This window comes from Ensifer sp. WSM1721, assembly GCF_000513895.2.
Taxonomy (GTDB): Bacteria; Pseudomonadota; Alphaproteobacteria; order Rhizobiales; family Rhizobiaceae; genus Sinorhizobium.
The window spans coordinates 107,009-125,065 of sequence record NZ_CP165785.1 but is presented as its reverse complement, the minus strand read 5'-3'; the positions used below and the strand labels follow the sequence as shown (position 1 = coordinate 125,065).

General features: G+C 60.0%; 18 protein-coding genes. 7 read left to right on the top strand and 11 right to left on the bottom strand.

Annotated elements, in window-relative coordinates; genetic code table 11:
• The first annotated feature begins 29 nt into the window (after positions 1-29).
• Genes M728_RS28855 through hpaI form a run of 4 tightly spaced genes read left to right on the top strand, consistent with a single transcriptional unit; the run spans position 30 to position 3,946 of the window.
• Positions 30-1,448 carry a pyridoxal-dependent decarboxylase gene (locus M728_RS28855; protein WP_026621483.1) on the top strand — a complete coding sequence of 473 codons (1,419 nt, stop codon included), beginning with the start codon at positions 30-32 and terminating at the stop codon, positions 1,446-1,448.
• Positions 1,449-1,453: 5 nt separating this feature from the next.
• Positions 1,454-2,332, top strand: coding sequence for a fumarylacetoacetate hydrolase family protein (locus M728_RS28850; RefSeq protein ID WP_026621484.1), 879 nt, complete (start codon positions 1,454-1,456; stop codon positions 2,330-2,332).
• Positions 2,326-3,129 (top strand): 2-oxo-hept-4-ene-1,7-dioate hydratase, encoded by an 804-nt coding sequence (hpaH, locus tag M728_RS28845; protein ID WP_026621485.1) that lies wholly within the window; start codon positions 2,326-2,328, stop codon positions 3,127-3,129. The genes M728_RS28850 and hpaH overlap by 7 nt, the downstream gene beginning before the upstream one ends.
• A gap of 10 nt (positions 3,130-3,139) precedes the next feature.
• Positions 3,140-3,946 (top strand): 4-hydroxy-2-oxoheptanedioate aldolase, encoded by an 807-nt coding sequence (gene hpaI / locus M728_RS28840; RefSeq protein ID WP_026621486.1) that lies wholly within the window; start codon positions 3,140-3,142, stop codon positions 3,944-3,946.
• Here hpaI and hpaR read toward each other — a convergent pair.
• From hpaR to M728_RS28815, 5 genes are all read right to left on the bottom strand, one after another.
• Positions 3,940-4,446: a homoprotocatechuate degradation operon regulator HpaR gene (gene hpaR / locus M728_RS28835; protein WP_156943472.1), complete on the bottom strand. Its 507-nt coding sequence runs from the start codon at positions 4,444-4,446 to the stop codon at positions 3,940-3,942. The genes hpaI and hpaR overlap by 7 nt on opposite strands.
• A gap of 153 nt (positions 4,447-4,599) precedes the next feature.
• On the bottom strand, positions 4,600-6,180 hold the full coding sequence (locus tag M728_RS28830) for an FAD-dependent oxidoreductase (RefSeq protein ID WP_198023399.1): 1,581 nt from the start codon (positions 6,178-6,180) through the stop codon (positions 4,600-4,602).
• Between the two features lie 10 nt (positions 6,181-6,190).
• Positions 6,191-6,922, bottom strand: a complete 732-nt coding sequence (locus M728_RS28825) for a GntR family transcriptional regulator (protein WP_084044582.1) — start codon at positions 6,920-6,922, stop codon at positions 6,191-6,193.
• Between the two features lie 87 nt (positions 6,923-7,009).
• Complete coding sequence (locus tag M728_RS28820; RefSeq protein ID WP_026621489.1) at positions 7,010-7,666, bottom strand: amino acid ABC transporter permease; 657 nt, start codon at positions 7,664-7,666, stop codon at positions 7,010-7,012.
• Entirely contained in the window at positions 7,663-8,337 is a 675-nt protein-coding gene (locus M728_RS28815) for an amino acid ABC transporter permease (protein ID WP_026621490.1), read from the bottom strand. The genes M728_RS28820 and M728_RS28815 overlap by 4 nt, the downstream gene beginning before the upstream one ends.
• A gap of 234 nt (positions 8,338-8,571) precedes the next feature.
• Here M728_RS28815 and M728_RS28810 point away from each other — a divergent pair, with 234 nt between their 5' ends.
• The 3 genes from M728_RS28810 to M728_RS28800 all read left to right on the top strand — a co-directional run bounded on the left by M728_RS28810 (position 8,572) and on the right by M728_RS28800 (position 11,103).
• Complete coding sequence (locus M728_RS28810; protein ID WP_245269722.1) at positions 8,572-9,273, top strand: SDR family oxidoreductase; 702 nt, start codon at positions 8,572-8,574, stop codon at positions 9,271-9,273.
• A 72-nt stretch (positions 9,274-9,345) separates the two neighbouring features.
• On the top strand, positions 9,346-10,248 hold the full coding sequence (locus M728_RS28805; protein ID WP_026621492.1) for a transporter substrate-binding domain-containing protein: 903 nt from the start codon (positions 9,346-9,348) through the stop codon (positions 10,246-10,248).
• 90 nt (positions 10,249-10,338) lie between these two features.
• Complete coding sequence (locus M728_RS28800; protein WP_084044589.1) at positions 10,339-11,103, top strand: amino acid ABC transporter ATP-binding protein; 765 nt, start codon at positions 10,339-10,341, stop codon at positions 11,101-11,103.
• Between the two features lie 133 nt (positions 11,104-11,236).
• Here the strand turns inward: M728_RS28800 and M728_RS28795 are convergent, their stop codons facing one another.
• The 6 genes from M728_RS28795 to M728_RS28770 all read right to left on the bottom strand — a co-directional run bounded on the left by M728_RS28795 (position 11,237) and on the right by M728_RS28770 (position 18,042).
• Positions 11,237-11,461 carry a hypothetical protein gene (locus M728_RS28795; RefSeq protein WP_156943473.1) on the bottom strand — a complete coding sequence of 75 codons (225 nt, stop codon included), beginning with the start codon at positions 11,459-11,461 and terminating at the stop codon, positions 11,237-11,239.
• A gap of 147 nt (positions 11,462-11,608) precedes the next feature.
• The gene (locus M728_RS28790) at positions 11,609-13,744 is read right to left on the bottom strand and encodes a beta-galactosidase (RefSeq protein WP_026621495.1); all 2,136 of its coding nucleotides are present in this window, start codon (positions 13,742-13,744) and stop codon (positions 11,609-11,611) included.
• Between the two features lie 17 nt (positions 13,745-13,761).
• Positions 13,762-14,898 carry an ABC transporter ATP-binding protein gene (locus M728_RS28785; protein WP_026621496.1) on the bottom strand — a complete coding sequence of 379 codons (1,137 nt, stop codon included), beginning with the start codon at positions 14,896-14,898 and terminating at the stop codon, positions 13,762-13,764.
• Positions 14,899-14,922: 24 nt separating this feature from the next.
• Positions 14,923-15,774, bottom strand: coding sequence for a carbohydrate ABC transporter permease (locus tag M728_RS28780; RefSeq protein ID WP_026621497.1), 852 nt, complete (start codon positions 15,772-15,774; stop codon positions 14,923-14,925).
• Positions 15,774-16,658, bottom strand: coding sequence for a carbohydrate ABC transporter permease (locus M728_RS28775; RefSeq protein ID WP_026621498.1), 885 nt, complete (start codon positions 16,656-16,658; stop codon positions 15,774-15,776). The genes M728_RS28780 and M728_RS28775 overlap by 1 nt, the downstream gene beginning before the upstream one ends.
• Positions 16,659-16,761: 103 nt before the next feature.
• Complete coding sequence (locus M728_RS28770) at positions 16,762-18,042, bottom strand: ABC transporter substrate-binding protein (protein WP_156943474.1); 1,281 nt, start codon at positions 18,040-18,042, stop codon at positions 16,762-16,764.
• Positions 18,043-18,057 lie beyond the last annotated feature (15 nt).

Here is an 18,057-nt window from a genome sequence, read left to right as displayed (position 1 = left end):
TTCAGCAATGTCCGCGAGGAAACAAAGAGATGGATGAAGCCACCTTCGCCGAATGGTCAAAAAAGGCCGCGGAATGGGGCGCCGCCTACCGGGCGTCGCTCCGCGACCGCCCCGTGCGCGCCCAAACGGCGCCTGGCGACATCGCCGCGCAGCTACCAGTCGCCCCGCCGCAGGCCGGTGAGAGCATGGAAGCGATCTTTGCCGATTTCGAGAGGATCATCATGCCTGGGATGACACACTGGCAGCATCCGCGCTTCTTCGCCTATTTTCCGGCGAACGCGGCGCCGGTGTCCGTCGTCGCCGAGTATCTCGTGTCAGCAATCGCCGCCCAGTGCATGCTCTGGCAGACTTCGCCTGCCGCAACCGAGCTTGAAACCAAGGTTCTGGACTGGCTGCGCCAGGCGATCGGCCTGCCCGAGGGCTTTGCCGGGGTGATCCAGGATTCCGCCTCCTCGGCAACGCTTTCTGCCGTCCTCGTCATGCGCGAGCGCGCGCTTGCCTGGAACGGCAACAAGGCAGGGCTTAGCGCCAATCCACGCCTGCGCGTCTATTCCTCGGATCAGGTCCACACGTCGATCGATCGCGCCGTCTGGGTCTCCGGCATCGGCGAGGACAATCTCGTGCGAATTCCGGTGCAGGGCGAATATCGTTCGATGGATTGTGCGGCACTTGAAGCGGCGATCCTCCGCGACAAGGCGGCCGGCTATGTGCCTGCCGGTGTCATCGCCTGCACTGGCGGCACAAGCACCGGGGCGTGTGACAATATCGCCGAAGTGGTTCGGATCGCCCATGCCCACGGTCTTTACGTGCATGTGGACGCGGCCTGGGCCGGTGCGGCGATGATCTGCGAGGAGTTCCGCCCTCTGTGGGACGGAGTCGGGGAGGCCGACTCCGTCGTCTTCAACCCACACAAATGGCTCGGCGCTCAGTTCGACTGCTCGGCGCATTTCATCCGTAGCCCGGACGACCTGGTTCGCACGCTGGCGATCAAGCCCGAATATTTGAAGACCCACGGGAAGGACGGGATCATCAACTATTCCGAATGGACGGTGCCGCTTGGCCGGCGTTTCCGGGCGCTGAAACTTTGGTTCCTCTTGCGCTTCCATGGGCTGGAGGGACTCAAGGGCATGATCCGCAACCACGTCGCCTGGGCGGCGAAACTCGCCGAGCGGCTCGGCAAGGAGAATGGATTTGAGATCGTCACCAGGCCAATCTTCTCACTTTTCTCGTTCCGGCACATGGGCAGTGGCGACCTCGACGCTCACAACCTCGCCCTCGTCAACGCCATCAATGATGACGGGCGGATCTATCTCACTCAGACCCGCGTCGACGGGCGCGTGGCGATCCGATTCCAGGCCGGACAGTTCGACATGACCGAGGAGGATGCCGAAACGGCCTTCGAGGTCATCACCGAAATCGCCAAGAGCCTTAGCGCCGCCCGAAGGTAGGCCCCATGTCCCATCCGAAATTCCTCAGCTTTTCCCATGTGAACCGTCAAGGCTACGGCTTTCTGACGGAAGACGGCGTCGTAGACCTCTCGGCCCGCCACGGCGCACGCTGGGCGACTCTCAGAGAAGTCATCGCAGCCGGCGCGCTTTCCACACTCGCCGCGGAGAGCGCATCCTTGCCGCCGGACTTCCCGGTCGAAGACATACGCTTCGAGATTCCGATCCCGTCGCCGGAAAAGATCATCTGCGTCGGCGTCAACTTTCCCGATCGCAACGAGGAATACAAGGACGGGCAGGCCGCCCCCTCCAACCCATCGCTGTTCATCCGTTTTCCGCGATCCTTCACCGGCCACGGCGAGCCGCTGATCCGGCCGCCCGAAAGTCCGCAACTCGACTATGAGGGCGAGATCGTGATCGTCATTGGCAAGGGTGGGCGACGCATCGCGGAAGCAGAAGCATTGAACCACATAGCGGCTCTGACGCTCTGCAATGAGGGCACGATCCGTGACTGGGTGCGCCACGCGAAATTCAATGTCACCCAGGGGAAGAACTTCGACCAAACCGGCTCGATCGGCCCCTGGCTTATCCCTTACGCGAGTGAGGACCAAATCGCCGACATCAAACTCGAGACCCGCGTCAACGGCGAGGTCCGCCAGAGCGACCGCACCAGCCGGATGATCTTCTCTTTCCGCAAGATCATCAATTACATCTCAACCTTCACCACTCTGGTTCCGGGCGATGTGATCGTAACCGGCACGCCGACCGGCGCCGGCGCCCGTTTCGACCCGCCGGTTTGGCTCAAGCCCGGCGACGTCGTTGAGGTCGAGGCAGACGGCATAGGCACTTTGAGAAACACGATTGCCGACGAGGTGCGCGCATGCTGACCAAGGACCAGATCGAACAGGCTGCCGGAAGCCTAGACGAGGCCGAGCGGACCCGTAAGCAAACCGGGCTCCTGTCGCTGAAATATCCCGAGATCGACATGGACGCCGCCTATGCGATCCAGGGCGAGTGGGTGAAGAAGAAGATCGCCAGCGGCCGCAGGGTGATCGGCTGGAAGATCGGCCTTACCTCGAAGGCGATGCAATATGCGCTGAACATCGACACCCCCGACTCGGGTGTGCTCTTCGACGACATGGTCTTCGAGGACGGCGCGACGATCCCCGCCGACCGTTTCATCCAGCCGCGCATCGAGGCGGAGATCGCCTTCGTGATGAAGGCACCGCTGAAAGGTCCGGGAGTGACCGTTTTCGACGTCCTCGCCGCAACCGACTACGTGACCCCTGCCCTCGAGATCCTCGACACCCGCATCGTCCGCGTCGACCCGGAGACGAAGAAGGCCCGCAACGTCTACGACACGATCTCCGACAATGCTGCCAATGCCGGTATCGTCACCGGCGGCCGTGCCGTCAGGCCGGACCAAATCGACATGCGCTGGATGGGCGCAATCGTCAGCCGCAACGCCGAAGTCGAGGAAACCGGGCTCGGCGCCGGCGTTCTCAATCAGCCCGCCCGAGGCGTCGCCTGGCTCGCCAACAGACTTGCACGATACGGCGATGGCATCGAAGCGGGGCAAATTGTTCTTGCCGGCTCGTTTATCCGGCCGATCGAGGCGCGTCACGGCGATACCATTGTCGCCGACTTCGGCGCCTACGGCTCGGTCAGCCTGTTCTTCGCCTAAGGAGCCGCCGATGCCCGCACCGACGAACCGTTTCAAGCAGGCGCTGAAGGAGGGCCGCGCCCAGATCGGCCTCTGGCAGGCACTCGCCAGTCCCTACACGGTCGAGATCTGCGCCGGGGCTGGCTATGACTGGCTGCTGCTCGACGCAGAGCACGCACCAAACGACGTGCCGCTCTTGGTTTCCCAACTCCAGGCGATGAAGGGGACGACGAGCCATGCGGTGATCCGCCCGCCGATCGGAGAAACCTGGATCGTCAAGCAATTGCTCGACATCGGGGCGCAGACGCTGCTCATCCCGATGGTCGATAGCAAAGCGATGGCAGAAACGATGGTGAAGGCGGTGCGCTACCCGCCTCACGGCGTTCGCGGGGTCGGGGCAGCACTCGCCCGCGCCTCGGCCTTCAACCGCACGACCGACTACCTGCAGACCGCGAACGACGAGGTCTGCCTGCTGCTGCAGATCGAGAGCCTCGCCGGGCTGAAAGCACTCGACGATATCGCCGGGACGGAGGGCGTCGATGGTGTCTTCGTCGGGCCGGCGGACCTTGCAGCCGATATGGGTTTCCTCGGCAAGCCCGGAGCGCCGGAAGTTCAGGCAGAAGTAGAGAAGGCGCTGCTCAGAATAAAGTCGCTTAGCAAGGCCGCCGGCATTCTTACCGGCGACCTCTCGCTTGCAAAACGTTATCTCGAACTCGGCGCGACTTTCGTTGCGATCGGTAATGACGTGACCCTTCTCGCCAACGCGACCAGTCAATTGCTCCGTGACTTCGAGAAGGTCGAGGCTGCCGAGGGCGCGAGGGGCGCAGCCGCCTACTGATCGCCCTCGCCGTTCGTCCGGCCCTGGAGCCCGAACCTTGACAGCTCCTCCAGCATATCGAGAAGCTGCTCCACCCGCTCCGCCCCGAAGCTGGCATCGATATCCGCGTACACCTTAAGGCTCTCCGGCATCACCTCTTCGATAATCGCTTGGCCGGCCGGGGTGATCTGTAGCAGGACTCGTCGACCGTCAGCCTTGTCCTTGTGTTTGGTAATGAAGCCGCGCTCCTCAAGGGAGCGAAGCATTCTCGTAAGGCTCGGCGCCAGGATGAACGCCCTCTCCGCCACTTCCGTCGCATCGAGCGTGCCTGCCTCAGCCAAAGCGCGGATGACCCGCCACTGCTGCTCCGTCACATCATGAGCTGCGAGGATCGGCCGGAAATGGCTCATCACCGCTTCACGAGCGCGCAGGAGTCCGATCGCCAGCGAACGCCGCCTTCCTGGCGGAGCCCCGTGCGGCTCGACGCCTTCTATTTCAGTGCTGCTAGCTTTGTTGCTCATGCTACGGATATCGGCCATTTTGACGGGGGCGCAGCACCCCCCTGCTCTTCGCTACTTGGGGGCGCCTGCTTGTTAACTGGTAGAGTCGCACCCAGGTTGCTTAACACGAAAACTATCCAGTTTCATCCGCCAAGATCGAATAAAGCGGCCGGATCATCCGATCCGGCCGGCCCCCAAATTGATACCGGTGGCATAAGCTGCGGTCATGATCGGCCCGAGAGATCCGCCGTGGCCCGGGTAGCCTTTTCCGAAGATACTCGCGGCAACATTTCCGCAGGCGTACAGCCCACCGATTATTGATCCGTCGTGGCGGATTACTTGGCCGTGCGTCGTCGTTTTTAGGCCACCCTTCGTACCATTGTTTCCCGGCGCAACTTCGACGGCATAGAAGGGGCCTTCGCTGATGACGCCAAGGCAAGGGTTCGGCGTAATCTCTGGATCACCATAATAGAGGCCGTGGACGTCCTCCCCTCGGGCAAAATCCTGGTCGTGGCCATTAAGCGCATAACCGTTGAAGCGGTCGATCGTGGCCCGCAGTCCTTCGGCTGAAATCGACAGCTTGTTCGCAAGTTCAGTGAGCGAAGCCGCCGTGTGCATCCAATTCGGAGCCGGTTGTGTCGGAGGAATGGATGCAACGGTGTACCGGTTCTTGAAAGCGTTGTCGAAGATCAGCCAAGCTGGCCGATTTATGTACGAGTACGCTCCTGGATCGAAGATGTTGAACGACATTCCGAGATCATTGTAGGAGGTCGCCTCGTTAACAAAGCGCTCGCCCCTGCTGTTCACCATGATCGATCCAGGAAGTGCCAGTTCTCGCACCATGTTCCGCGTCAGTGGCATGCCATCAAGTTCTTCGCCGGGAATGCGGTAAGCAGCGGTCCACCAAGCCTCTGTCATATTCGCGATGGCCGCTCCCGCTTCCAGACCAAACCTCAGTCCGTCGCCATTGTTGCCGGGAGGCGTCGTGGGCGCGCTGGTGAAGCCGGGAAGGAAGGCGGAAACCATGTCCTCGTTCCACTCGAAGCCACCGGTGGTAAGGACAACGCCGACCTTCGCCGAGACGCGCCCGTTCGCTGTCTTAACGCCGGTGCAGCGCCGGCCATCGAATGTAAGGCCGGTTGCGGGGTTGCTCACATGGAAGCGGACGCCTGCCTTTGCGCATGCTTGGGCCAGACCTGCCACCAAGCCGGCCCCTTGTGTACGTATGTTGCGGCGCTGCCGATCGGCGATGATGTCCGCGCTCAGGCCCTTGCGGCCTTCCGTTGATGTTACCGGCTGTCGTAGCGTCGAATAACGGAGTGTCTCAAAGAGCCCGGCTTCCATCCCCGGTTCGAATGGCAGAGGTTCGACCGATCGGCCGCTGCGCGCACCTGTCCAGCCCGGGTGATAGTCGGGACGGTCGACACTGAAGAAGCGAAGATCTGAGTGGGTTTCCAGGAACCGGAGCATTTCGGGGCCGCTCGTCACGAATTGCCGCAGAAGATCCGGTGAAGTTTCCCCGTGTGTAAGGCGGTCAAGATAGATATGCGCATCCGCCTCGTTGTCGATGAAGCCGGAGGCCTCCATAACGTGGTTATTGGGGATCCAGATTCCTCCGCCGGAGATTGCAGTCGTGCCGCCGATCAACGGCGACTTTTCGAGAACCCCGACGGTCATTCCCTTCGAGGCCGCTGCGAGAGCCGCAACCAATCCCGCGCCGCCGCTGCCCAGAACAACAACGTCATAGTTTTGCATGTGCATATCCCTATCCAATTGACATGCTCACGCGCCCGTCATGATCGTTCAACAGGTTGCGGCGGGTTTCTTCTGTCAGCGTCAGAATGTTCGTCCGCACGTGAGCTTCGATTTCTGTGGCCGATTTCCTCGTGACGTAGGCGTCGATGATCCATTCGTGTCCGCTGAGCGTCGACTTGCCGCTGTCTCTGCCCAGAGTGTGAAGGATTGTTGCCTCAGTTCGTGGCAATATGAATCGGTTGATCATAGCGATCCTCGACCTCAACCGACCGATCTGCTCGACGATCGTCGCATTGGGACACCGCTTGTTGATGACCGCATGGAAATCCAGGTTGCCTTGGGTCCAACCGCCGAGATCGAACGAAGCCAGGGCCTGCGCCATCTCGTCGTTGATGCTCTTCAGTTGCTTGATGTCGGCTGGAGTGATCCTCGGCGCGGCTGCGCCGGTCACATAGCCTTCGAGGACGGCCAAAAGCTCCATCTGCTCCGCCCACAGATTTGGATCCGCGCCGGCGACGATCGCGCCAGAGTTCTTGCTGAAGATCACTAAGCCTTCAGCCTCAAGACGACGTATGGCCTCTCTGACCGGAACTGGGCTGATCGATAGCTCCCTGGCCAATGTGTCGATCACCAGCCGTTGCTTGGGTGCATACAATCCGCGGTCGATACCCTCCTTGAGATAATTGTAAGCGATTTGCTGCTTGCTCTTAGCTTCTGTGGCGGGTGGCACCACCTTTGCCATGCGTTCACTCCCTAACGATTGTAATCAAATTAGAAATCCAATTTGATTTCCTGTCGCCTTATGGGCTTCGACAGGCTCCGGCAAGACTTACCGCTTCCAAGCGAGACGTCGTTCCAAGTTCATGCTCAAGCGAGACAGCACAAACACAATGACAATGAAGATTATACCCACTGCAGTCAGATACTCGAACTGCTTGTAGGTGACGGAGGCTTGCGCGTTGGCGATGTAAAGTATGTCCTTGACGCCTATCACACCGACGATAGCGGAATCCTTCAAAATCACGATGAACTGGTTGAGGAGGAGAGGAAGGGCCGTCCGCAGGGCCTGCGGCCAGATGACGATCGAGTTGGTCTTCCATCGTGTCAAGCCCATAGCCGCAGCCGCTTCCCACTGACCGTCGTCAATTGTGAGAAGCGCAGAACGATAGATTTCTGCAACATAGGCCGTGTTGAGCAGGGTAAGCGAAATGATCCCGGCGGTAGTGGGATCCATTTTCCACCCGGTCACGCCAGCCAGCGCGAAGTACACGAGCAGGACGTAGACGTACGGCGAGAGTGAGCGGAAGACTTGGACATAGAGAAACCCGATCGACCGGGCGACGACGACGTTGCTTCTGAGAAGCGAAACTATGATCCCGCCAAACACCATCGACAGGGCGAGCGACGCGATAGCAATAAGGAAAGTGAAGCGAAGCCCATACAGCATGGCGGGCATATGACTCAGTACAGCACTCCAGCTATTCATGACCGTGATGCTCCCCTACTCCCGGTGAGACGGGCCTCGACCGCATTAACCAAGAGCGACAGAAACAACATCGTTCCGATCAGCAGTACGGCGACAGAAATGTAGGCTTCGAATGGCCGAAACTGGTTCAAACTAATGTCCTGCGCAGCGAAGATGAGCTCCGGTACCGCCACGACGGCGGCGTAGGTTGATGCTTTGAAACAGATCACAAAAACGTTGAGGAGCGGCGGAATGACTATCCGAATTACCTGCGGAAACAGAATAGTCCTGTTGATCCGGTAATCGGAGAGGCCAAGCGCCTTACCAGCTTCGATCTGCCCCACATCGATTGCATTGTATCCTGTGCGGAAGATTTCTGATGTGAAGGCCGAGCTCATGATGCCGATGGCCAGAATAATCGACTGCTCACCAGTCAGAGCCAGCCCAATCCTAGTGGCGATACCGAAGTAAATCCATAAGAGCAAAAGGTACATAGGCAGACCTCTGACGATCTGCACGTAAACATAGGAGATCGCATTGGCAATCTTCGATTTCGATGCGGAGGCGAGGTACGAAATGAACCCCATGACGCAGCCAATTCCGAAGCCAGCGAGCGCGAAATACAGGTCGTAGACCAACCCCCACAAGAGGCGCGGCCATTGCGCCAGGACTATTGAAAAATCGAGGCTCATTCCGTTCCCTTCTCAAGGCGTATTTTATCGCGTGTCCAATCGATACGCTCGCAAGCTCGAATCGTCAACATCATATATGATTTCCTATTGTGTTTTAGATACAATCGGCCCATTAGTAATGAAGGTGATGACCGCGCGAGGGGTCTACTGGATTTGCCAAATGGACGGGTTGAGATGCGATTTTCAGGGAAGGCTGTTTTAGTAACAGGCGTTGCGAGTGGCCTTGGGAGGGCGGTGGTTCAGGCACTTGCAACTGAGGGCGCTAAGCTCGTCCTTGTTGATCGCGCGGAAGAGAAACTGGAAACACTCGTTGAAGACCTTCAAAGTGGTGGATGCGAGGTAGTGTCGATTGTGGGCGACGTTTCGCAGGAACAGACTTCGAAGGACGCCATCGCACAGGCTCTTAGCCGATATGGCAAGCTGGATATCCTGATCAATAACGCCGGCATAAATCCGACAGGCACGATCTCGCAGACGGATCCGGCGGTCTGGCAGCAGGCATTGGATGTCAATCTAAAGGCGGCGTACCTCTTCTGTCGCGAGGCTATTCCGCACATGGTGGATGCTGGCAGGGGCGTTATCGTCAATACCGCGTCTATTGCCGGGCAGCGCGCTTCGACTTCAGAGGCGGTTTACGGCGTGTCGAAGGCAGGCCTGATCATGCTGACCCGCACCATCGCGCGTGACTATGGCGCGCGTGGTATCCGCGCAAACGCGATCTGCCCGGGTGTCTTGGAAAGCATCATGGCTGACCGCCTGACGCGCATGTCACCCGATCAGGTTGTCGCGCGGGATCAACGCTTCGCGCCGACCGTGCCGCTTGGTCGTTTGGGAACCTACGAAGAGATTGCCAAGTCCATTTTGTTCTTGGCGAGCGAGGACGCCAGCTACGTCAATGGTGCGCAGCTGACGGTCGATGGCGGTCTTACCGCCTGATGAAGGGTGCCCCCCGCGACAGGCGGGTTGCAAGGGAATGCTTTCATAATTGAAACGACAAGGGGAAAGCTGATGGATACGAAGCAAGGTAGTGAAATACGGGCGAACCGCCGTGCACTTCTGACCGCTGGTCTGTTTGCGGGAGGTGCAGCAGCTGTTGCGGTGAGCACTGCAAGTGGCGCGCATGCGCAGGAAGCAGCCAGCGATTCGGTTTTGGACAAAGCCGTCAGGACCAAAAAAATCACCGTAGCCGCCAGTTTGAAATATCCGCCAAATATGTACATCAACGACAAGGGCGAGCCAGACGGCTATGAAATCGCCCTCATTCGACGGATGATCAAGGATATCTCGCCTGAAATTCAGGTCGAGTTCGCAGATATGGATTTCGGTCAAATGTTTGCAGCCGTCGAATCCGGTCGTGCCGACATGATGACCACTGGAACGATCCTTCCGAGCCGATCCCTGCGAGGATGGTTCGCAGGATGCGCTGTAACATTTCAGCCCGTCTATATCGTTGGCAGGCAGGCGGCTGATCTGACCTACGACCAGATGAACGCCGCAGACTTTAAGTTCGCGGCTCTCCAGGGCAGCTCTCAGGAAGCAAAGATACGAGACCTTTACCCCAACGCATCAGTATCGGTATTCCCTGATCAGACCGGTGCAATCGGTGAAGTTATGTCTGGTCGTGCCAACGCTACTCTGCAATCGTTGTTCACAATCGTGAATACGAAGAAGCAGGGCGTCGATCTTGCGATTATCGGCAAGGACCCCGCCTACGTCGATCACAACACATTCTTCCTGCCGACCGGCGATACAAAAATGTACATGTTTGTGACCAATTGGCTGCTGTACAACGCCGCAGGCGGCATTCTGAATTCGCTCTACCGCGAATACGTTGGCAAGGACGCGATCGCCGCCGGCCTCCCGTATCTGGCCGTTGGCCCAGGTGGAAGCCCATCTCACGTTGAATCGTAATTGCGTCAATGGGGCGGTCCAACGCGGTCGCCCCGCTTCGATCAGGAGCAAAAGTTGGAAGAAGCCGATAGCAGAAATACCGTCATCTCTCTGCGTCACGCAAGCAAGTGGTTCCCCAGTCGTGACCTCCCCGCTGTAAGGGGATTGAACTCGGTCTCGCTCGACGTTCTCGAGGGGGATGTCGTTGTTCTCCTCGGGCCGAGTGGGTCGGGCAAGAGCACGCTGTTGAGATGTCTAAACCTGCTTACCGTTCCCGACGAAGGTCATTTGACAGTCGGATCCTTTGAGTGGGACGCTAAGAATTACCATGGGTCGCGTTCTAAGGAACGCAAATACAAACGTGACTTCCAGCGACTTCGTCGCGAAACAGGTATGGTCTTCCAGCACTTCAACCTGTTTCCCCACATGACGGTCCTGCAGAACGTCACGTGTGGCCTCATCCACACCAAGGGCATGTCTCAGGCGCAAGCCCAGGAGATTGCACGACAGGAAATTGCGAAAGTTGGCCTGACCGATCACGTCGATCACTACCCCGGTCAGCTGTCCGGCGGACAGAAGCAGCGTGTTGCAATCGCGCGCGCCATTGCAACCAAGCCCTTAGCCATGCTTTTCGACGAACCAACATCGGCTCTCGATCCAGAGCTGCGCGGCAGCGTCCTGTCGGTGATGCAGGATCTCGCAAAGGAAGGCATGACCATGGTCGTCGTGACGCATGAGATGGGCTTCGCGCGCGCTGTCGGCAACCATATTGTCTTCCTGGAAAGCGGTGAGATTATCGAGGAGGGACTGTCGAACGACTTTCTTGACAATCCCAAGACAGACCGCGCGCGGCGCTTCCTGTCCGAAATCAACTGATGCTGGGGGGGTGGTTCTGATCGAACCACGCCCGGCCTTCGTATTCGGTGTGCTCCAGCTGGCGTCTAGCGAGCCGACGAAACTATTCCCTTGAAGAACAAAATTGCGCATGACGTGAGGATAGGCGTTCCGGTCAAAACCCGTATCCGATTATCGAAAAGTAAGGATGCGAAAATTGATCGCTGAACCAGTAGCCTGTATCGTCGTTCGGAAACTCCACCCCTTGGGGAAGCAAGGGCGCGGTGTCCTTCACCACAGCAAGCAGTTCGATCTCAACCGAAACATCGTTGCTGCTACCGCCGATGTCCAGAACGACGTCCAGAATCAAGAATGCCGGCACGGGAGTCAGCACCAGCATCACTTCGATTTCGACGTCGCTAGCGGCGGCCTTTATTCCGATCCACAAGCGCCCGCGCGGCCTCGCCATCGTCGGCCAAAGCTGCCGGGCGCGAAGACATCTCCCCCGGAGGCCTTTTGTCACGGGCAGCGGCGACAAACGCCGGCATCAGTAGCGCACAACCGCGCAGCCATGCGGACCAAGCGAAAGCGAGCCATCGATGCTCTTGCCCGTCAGCAGATCGGCCCCTGACGGTAGGGATGAAAGCTCGACATCTACTCCTTCGGTGTTGAGTACGAATAGCAGCTTGCGGTTAGGTGCCTCCCTGAGGGTCACTTCGACACCGGCGGGGAGGTCCTCGACGAGCGGCAGGATGTCGCCCGGGGCGAAGAGCTGGCCGGCCAGGCCCTCGACCAGCGATTCCGTCAGATAGGTTCCGACATAGACAGCCCTGCCTTTTCCGACCTTGCGGCTGGTGATTGCCGCACGGCCGCTCGCGAAGCGGTTGCTCCAACGGCCGAGCACCTCGACATCCCCGTCGAGATCCAGAAGTTCATAGAGATGGGCGGCGTCATGCTCGCGATTGCCAAGCGTGAATCGATAGCGCCGCTCGGCGGAACTAGCCGGCAGGCGAATTGCCGGATTGTGCAGGCCAAATTCGGTGCCATGCAGGCCGAAAAGTCCATCGGAGCCCGGCTCAGCGACGCGGCCGAATTCCTCGACGCGAACGCCGCAAAGTTCGGACAGGCCGGGACCTGGAGCGAGGTCAGTCGGGATGTGGTTATTCTGGTCTCGGGTGCCGCTCATGGCGCCGACCACCAGCGTTCCGCCATTCTCCACGAAGGCTTTCACGCGCTCGTTCCATTCAGGCTTCCACATGACCCAATGCGGCACGTAGAGCATCTTGATCCGGGAAAGGTCATCCTCGGGATGGATAAAGCCGCAGGCGATGCCTTTGGAATAGCAGTAGCGATGCAGCAGCATGCCGTCCTCGAGCGGGCTCGGCATGCCCATCGGATAAGTCCTGTAGGCTTCCTGGTTGTCGAAATCCGCGCCGGCTATGGCGACGTCCATGCGAACCGTGGTACCGAGCAGATCCTGCTTGATCCGCGAAATGTCTTCCGCGAACAGCACTACTTCCTGATAGCGGCGGCGCGGGACGTCGTCGTGGTCGATAATTCCCATCCAGTAGATCTCGGCGCCGAAATGCGCCGGGCGCCAGCGGAAGAAGAGCAGGCCGTCGGCGCCGCGCGCCACCGAGCTCAGTGCCATGCGGCGCATTTCGCCGGGCTCCGGGGTCATGGTCGAAAACCCAGGCTGGCTGCCGAAACCGGAGGCCTGTTCCGGCACGATGAAATTGCCAGAATAGGCGCGGCAGATGTCGAGGTGCAGCGCCTGGGTGACGGTGTGGCCGCCGCTCCGCCTCATCTCGTCGTAGAGCATGGGATAAATGTCAAAACCGAGGAAATCGAGATCCTGTCCGAATTGACCGCGAAAGTCGATGTCCTCGAGCCTTCCGAGATTGTGGAAAATGAACCAGTCCGGATTTGCCCGGCGCAGGATCTCTACCTGATCATGCTGGAAGGCGGCCGTCGCATGCGCCAGGAAGCGGTGATAGTCCTGCATGTGACCGGGTGCTATGAAACCTGGATTGTCCTTTCGCGGGACGGTGATCTGGTCGAAACTGTCATAGGCAAGCGCCCAGAAGTTTCCGCCCCAGGCGAAATTCAGAGCCTCGATCGTCACGTATTTGTCGCGCAGCCAGCGGCGGAACTCGCGCTCGGCGGCCTCGGAATAAGAGGTCGAGGCGGTGGTGTTGAGTTCGTTGTCGGTCTGCCAGCCGATGACGGCAGGATTGCCGCTGTAGTGATCGGCGAGCGCCTGCGTAATGCGGCGGCTATGCACGCGGTAGACGGGACTATTGGTGTCCGCGTGCTGACGAGAGCCGTGCGAGGCCGTCCTGCCCCGCTCGTCGACGCGCAGCACTTCGGGATAGGTGGCAGTGAGCCAGCGCGGCGGGGTGGCAGTCGGCGTGCAAAAGATGGTCTTGATGCCTTCCGCGGCGAGCACTTCGATGGCCTTGTCGAAGAGCGAAAAGTCGAAATGGCCTTCGCACGGCTCCATGATATGCCAGGCGAATTCGCCGAGACGGACGACATTGAAGCCGGCCGCGGCCATGCGCTGGGCGTCGCGCACCCAGTAGCTTTCGTCGACGTGCTCAGGGTAGTGCGGCGCGCCGAGCAGAAAATCGTCAAGGTTGAGAGTGCGCCAGACCGAGAGCGGCGCCGGTTGGATACGCTTCATGATTATGCTGTCCTTGGTCAGGTTTTTGCGACGGGCTTGGGAGAGGTGATGGTTCGGCCGTCGGTGGCGAAGAGGTAGGCGTCGCGGGCATCGAAGCCGATGGAGACGGCACTTCCGCTCTGATGGGGCCTGATGTCGGCCATCTGGATCGTGAAGGCGCCGGTGCCGCTGTCGGAGCTGCTGGTGACGAGGTCGCCGGCATCCGCGTAGACGATCGTCTCGCGGCCGAGATATTCGGTCAGCCGCACCTGGGCGGGGAAGCGCGTCGCGGCAATCGGGTCGTTGAGGCGCAGCCTTTCGGGGCGGATGCCGATGGTGACCGTTTCTCCGGCTGCCACCTTTCCGACGAGATCGTCGAAAGCCACTTCAACACCGCCAGCGCAGGTGATCCTCGCAGACGAGCCGCTGATATCGGCAACCCGTCCCGCGACGAAATTCATGCGCGGCGCGCCGAGGAAGCCGGCGACGAAGAGGTTGGCGGGATTGTTGTAAAGCGCGAGCGGTGCGCCGACCTGTTCGACGCGACCGCCATTGAGCACGACGATGCGGCTCGCCATGGTCATAGCCTCGACCTGATCGTGCGTCACATAGATCATCGTCGAGCCGAGCTCGGCATGGAGCGTCGAGAGCTCCACCCGCATCTGCGTGCGCAAGGCCGCGTCGAGATTGGAGAGCGGTTCGTCGAACAGGAAGACGTCAGGCGATCGGGTGATCGCGCGGCCGATGGCGACGCGCTGGCGCTGGCCACCCGAGAGCTGTTTCGGCTTCTTGGCGAGTTGCTCCTCCAGCCTCAGAATCTTGGCGGCGCGGGCGACGGCGGCATCGATGTCCTCCCGGGGGCGTCCGGCCATTCGGAGGCCGAAGCCCATGTTTTCGGCGACGGTCATATGCGGGTAGAGCGCATAGGACTGGAAGACCATGGCGATGCCGCGGTCGCCGGGCTCCGTCTTCGTCACGTCCCGGCCCTTGATGAGCATCTTCCCGGAACTGACGGTCTCAAGACCGGCAATCGTCTTTAATAATGTGGATTTGCCGCAGCCCGAAGGGCCGACCATCACGACGAATTCGCCTTCCTCGATCTCGAGATTGATGTCCCTGAGGGCGTGGAAGCCGCCGTAATGCTTCTCGATCTGCTTGAGTTCGACACTGGGCATGGAGAGTGATCCTTGGTTTGGGCCTCAGCCCTTCACCGCGCCGACGGTAAGGCCGGCGATGAAGTGGCGCTGCATGAGGAAGAACATCACGACGGGCGGGACCGCCACCATGATGGTCGCGGCCGCCACGAGGTTCCAGGCGGAGACCCATTCGCCGCGGAGATTGTTGAGGCCGGCCGTTACCGGCTTCACGGCATCGCTCTGGGTCAGCACGATGGCCCAGAAGTAGTCGTTCCAGACGAAGGTGAAGGTCAGGATCGCGAGCGCGGCCAGCGCCGGGCGGATCAGCGGAACGACGACATGCCAGAGCGTCTGCCACGGCGACGCGCCCTCGGCCCGCGCGGCCTGGAAGAGCTCGTCGGGCAGCGCCGCAATGAAATTGCGCATGAAGAGGGTCGCAAAGCCGGTCTGGAAAGCGATGTGAAAGACCATCAGCGCGTAATAGGTATCGTAGAGTCCGGCCGAAACCATCAGGTCGCGCACCGGGATCATCATGATCTGCGCGGGCAGGAAATTGCCACCGACGAACAGTGCAAAGAGAAGATTAGCACCCCTGAAGCGATAGCGCGAAAGGACGAAGCCGGTCAGCGTCGACAGGACGAGCACGCCGAGCACCGACGGCAGCGTCACGATCAGGCTGTTGAGGAAATACTGCGCCATGGCCGTCTGGGTGAAAACGGCGGTGTAGTTCTCGACGAAATTGAAGCTCTTCGGCCAGCCCCAGTAGTTGCCGGCCATGACTTCCTCGAAGGAGCGCAGCGAGGTCGCCATGACGGCAGCGAGCGGGACGAGCCAGAGAATGAGGACCAGGGCGACCATTGCCGCATAGGTGAAGCGCCTGGCAGGCGCGTCTTCCGGGATCGGTCTTGGATACATCAGACGCCCTCCCTTTCCGGTTTGAGAAGTGTGCGCAGATACCAGGCGATGAAGGCCGCCATGATCACGAAAAGAACCGTGGCGATCGCCGCGCCATAGCCGAAGCGGTAGGAGAAGATCGACTGCTCGTACATCTGGTAGGCGAGGACGGTCGACGAGCCGAATGGTCCGCCTGAGGTCATGACCGCGACCATGTCGAACGAGCGTAGAGCCCCGATCACCGTGACGGCAAGCGCGATGAAGCTGACCTCGCGCAACTGCGGCAGGACGACATGGAACAGCATCAGCAAGCCGCGCGCCCCATCCACGCGCCCGGCGCCGATGAGGTCTTCACTGAGATTGTTGAGCCCCGCCAGGAACAGGACGAGGCAGAAGGCGACCTGCGGCCAGAGCGCCGCGAGCACGACAGCGAAGGTGACGAAATGCTCGTCGGAGAGAAGGGCCGGCGCGGTCGCGCCGAAATAGCCGAAGATCAGCGAAAGTAGGCCAAAGGTCGGATCGTAGACCCAGGTGAAGACCACGCCGACCGTGACCGAGGCCAGGACCAGGGGCACGAAGAACATGGATTTCATGACCCGCATGCCCTTGATAGGCTGGTTGAGAAGCAGCGCAAGTCCAAGCCCGAGTGGCGGAGCGAGCATGAACATCGCCAGCCAGATCAGGTTGTTCTTGAGCGACACATAGAATTGCGGGTCGGCCAGAAGCTGCCGATAGTTCGACAGGCCCACCCACTGCTTTGCCCCGACGCCGTCCCAATCGAAGAAGGACACCCAGATGGTTTCCACGGAGGCAAAAATAATCACGACCCCGAACAGCAAGGCGCCGGGCATGATGAACAGGGTCGGCGTGATCCAATGCCGATGGCGTCGCCAGAAATCGGACATCTCATGTACTCGCTGGAGATTGATCGGGAGCAGGCAGGGCTGCGGTGCAGCCCCGCCGCTTGCGGTCGCCTCGTGGGAGAGTTCGAGCGACCGCGACTGTGGCTCAAGCCTTGAAGATGCGCTTGCGCGTGCCTTCGAGCCGTTCGAGGATCTGGTCGCGCCGATCGGGCTTGGCCATGAATTCCTGGAAGCCCTTCAGGCCCTCCTGCGCCATGTCCGGATCGGTATCGCGGTCGTAATACTGCGCGGAGCCTTCGACCGTCTTGAGCGACTCGACGGCGGCATTGACGAGCGGATCCTTGCTCGGCGGGCAATCGTTGCGCGGCGGCACCGCACTTTCGGTTTCGAGAAAGGCCGAGAGATTTTCCGGCTTGTAGAAATAGGCCAGGAAATCGCGGGCATTCTCCTTGTTCTTTGCGTTCTTGGGAACGTGAATGGAGTTGAGCGCGAAATCCTCGTAACGGGCCATGCCGGGAGCGATCTCGGGGAACGGCGCAAAGGCGATCTGACTGACTTGGTCTTCGGGGAAGCCGTATTTGATGAAGCCCGCGAGATCCATCATCGCCGCCTTCTTCTGGGCAAGTGCAGCCGCCGCCTGTTCCCAGCCGAAGGATGTGTGATTCGGGCTGAAGAGACCGGCATTGATGAGTTCGGCCCACTTGTCGAACACCGGCAGCATGGCAGGGTCAGTGTAGGACATCTTGCCGTCCATCAGCGCGATGTGCTTTTCGAGGCCGTTGATGCGCAGGTTCATATGATCGAACCAGCCGGCGGCGGGCCACATTTCCTTGGTGCCCATGCTGACCGGGATCATGCCCGCCGATTTCGCCTGCTCGCCGAGCGCAAGGAGCTCGTCGATCGTCTTTGGCGGCGTCCAGCCCTTTTCGGCGAAGACGTCCTTTCGATAGAACATACCCCAGAGCAGGCCACCCAGCGGCAGGCCATATTGCTTGCCGTCTACCGTGACGGCGCCGGTCGCGGGACCGAGCACACTCTTGTAGTTCTCGCGTTCGAACAGGTCGGAAATGTCGTCGAAGAGGTCGCGCTTGACGAAGGCCTTCATGCGGTTGCCGGAAAACCAGAAGCAGATGTCCGGCGCGCCGACGACGAGATAGCTGCGGATCGCGGTCTTGTGCGCCTCGTGATCCATATTGTTAATGGTCACCTTGACACCGCTTGCCTTCTCGTATTCGGCGGCGATACGCTGGAGTACTTCGCGCTGGCCGGCATTGCCGATATTCGAGATGATCGCGAGTTCCTTGCTCTGCGCCAAAGCCGGCGCGCCGAGCGTCATTCCCGCGAGCGCGGTTCCCGCTCCGATCAGGAACTGGCGACGGGACGCCGAAGCGCCTGCGGCCAGAGTCATCACATCTTTCAAGGCCATTTGAATCCTCCCAGG

Excerpts from the sequence above, each read along its gene's own strand:
- M728_RS28855 (WP_026621483.1), top strand. The coding sequence starts at position 30 with ATGGATGAAGCCACCTTCGCCGAATGGTCAAAAAAGGCCGCGGAATGG.
- M728_RS28850 (WP_026621484.1), top strand. The coding sequence starts at position 1,454 with ATGTCCCATCCGAAATTCCTCAGCTTTTCCCATGTGAACCGTCAAGGC.
- hpaH (WP_026621485.1), top strand. The coding sequence starts at position 2,326 with ATGCTGACCAAGGACCAGATCGAACAGGCTGCCGGAAGCCTAGACGAG.
- hpaI (WP_026621486.1), top strand. The coding sequence starts at position 3,140 with ATGCCCGCACCGACGAACCGTTTCAAGCAGGCGCTGAAGGAGGGCCGC.
- hpaR (WP_156943472.1), bottom strand. The coding sequence starts at position 4,446 with ATGAGCAACAAAGCTAGCAGCACTGAAATAGAAGGCGTCGAGCCGCAC.
- M728_RS28830 (WP_198023399.1), bottom strand. The coding sequence starts at position 6,180 with ATGCAAAACTATGACGTTGTTGTTCTGGGCAGCGGCGGCGCGGGATTG.
- M728_RS28825 (WP_084044582.1), bottom strand. The coding sequence starts at position 6,922 with ATGGCAAAGGTGGTGCCACCCGCCACAGAAGCTAAGAGCAAGCAGCAA.
- M728_RS28820 (WP_026621489.1), bottom strand. The coding sequence starts at position 7,666 with ATGAATAGCTGGAGTGCTGTACTGAGTCATATGCCCGCCATGCTGTAT.
- M728_RS28815 (WP_026621490.1), bottom strand. The coding sequence starts at position 8,337 with ATGAGCCTCGATTTTTCAATAGTCCTGGCGCAATGGCCGCGCCTCTTG.
- M728_RS28805 (WP_026621492.1), top strand. The coding sequence starts at position 9,346 with ATGGATACGAAGCAAGGTAGTGAAATACGGGCGAACCGCCGTGCACTT.
- M728_RS28795 (WP_156943473.1), bottom strand. The coding sequence starts at position 11,461 with ATGCTGGTGCTGACTCCCGTGCCGGCATTCTTGATTCTGGACGTCGTT.
- M728_RS28790 (WP_026621495.1), bottom strand. The coding sequence starts at position 13,744 with ATGAAGCGTATCCAACCGGCGCCGCTCTCGGTCTGGCGCACTCTCAAC.
- M728_RS28785 (WP_026621496.1), bottom strand. The coding sequence starts at position 14,898 with ATGCCCAGTGTCGAACTCAAGCAGATCGAGAAGCATTACGGCGGCTTC.
- M728_RS28780 (WP_026621497.1), bottom strand. The coding sequence starts at position 15,774 with ATGTATCCAAGACCGATCCCGGAAGACGCGCCTGCCAGGCGCTTCACC.
- M728_RS28775 (WP_026621498.1), bottom strand. The coding sequence starts at position 16,658 with ATGTCCGATTTCTGGCGACGCCATCGGCATTGGATCACGCCGACCCTG.
- M728_RS28770 (WP_156943474.1), bottom strand. The coding sequence starts at position 18,042 with ATGGCCTTGAAAGATGTGATGACTCTGGCCGCAGGCGCTTCGGCGTCC.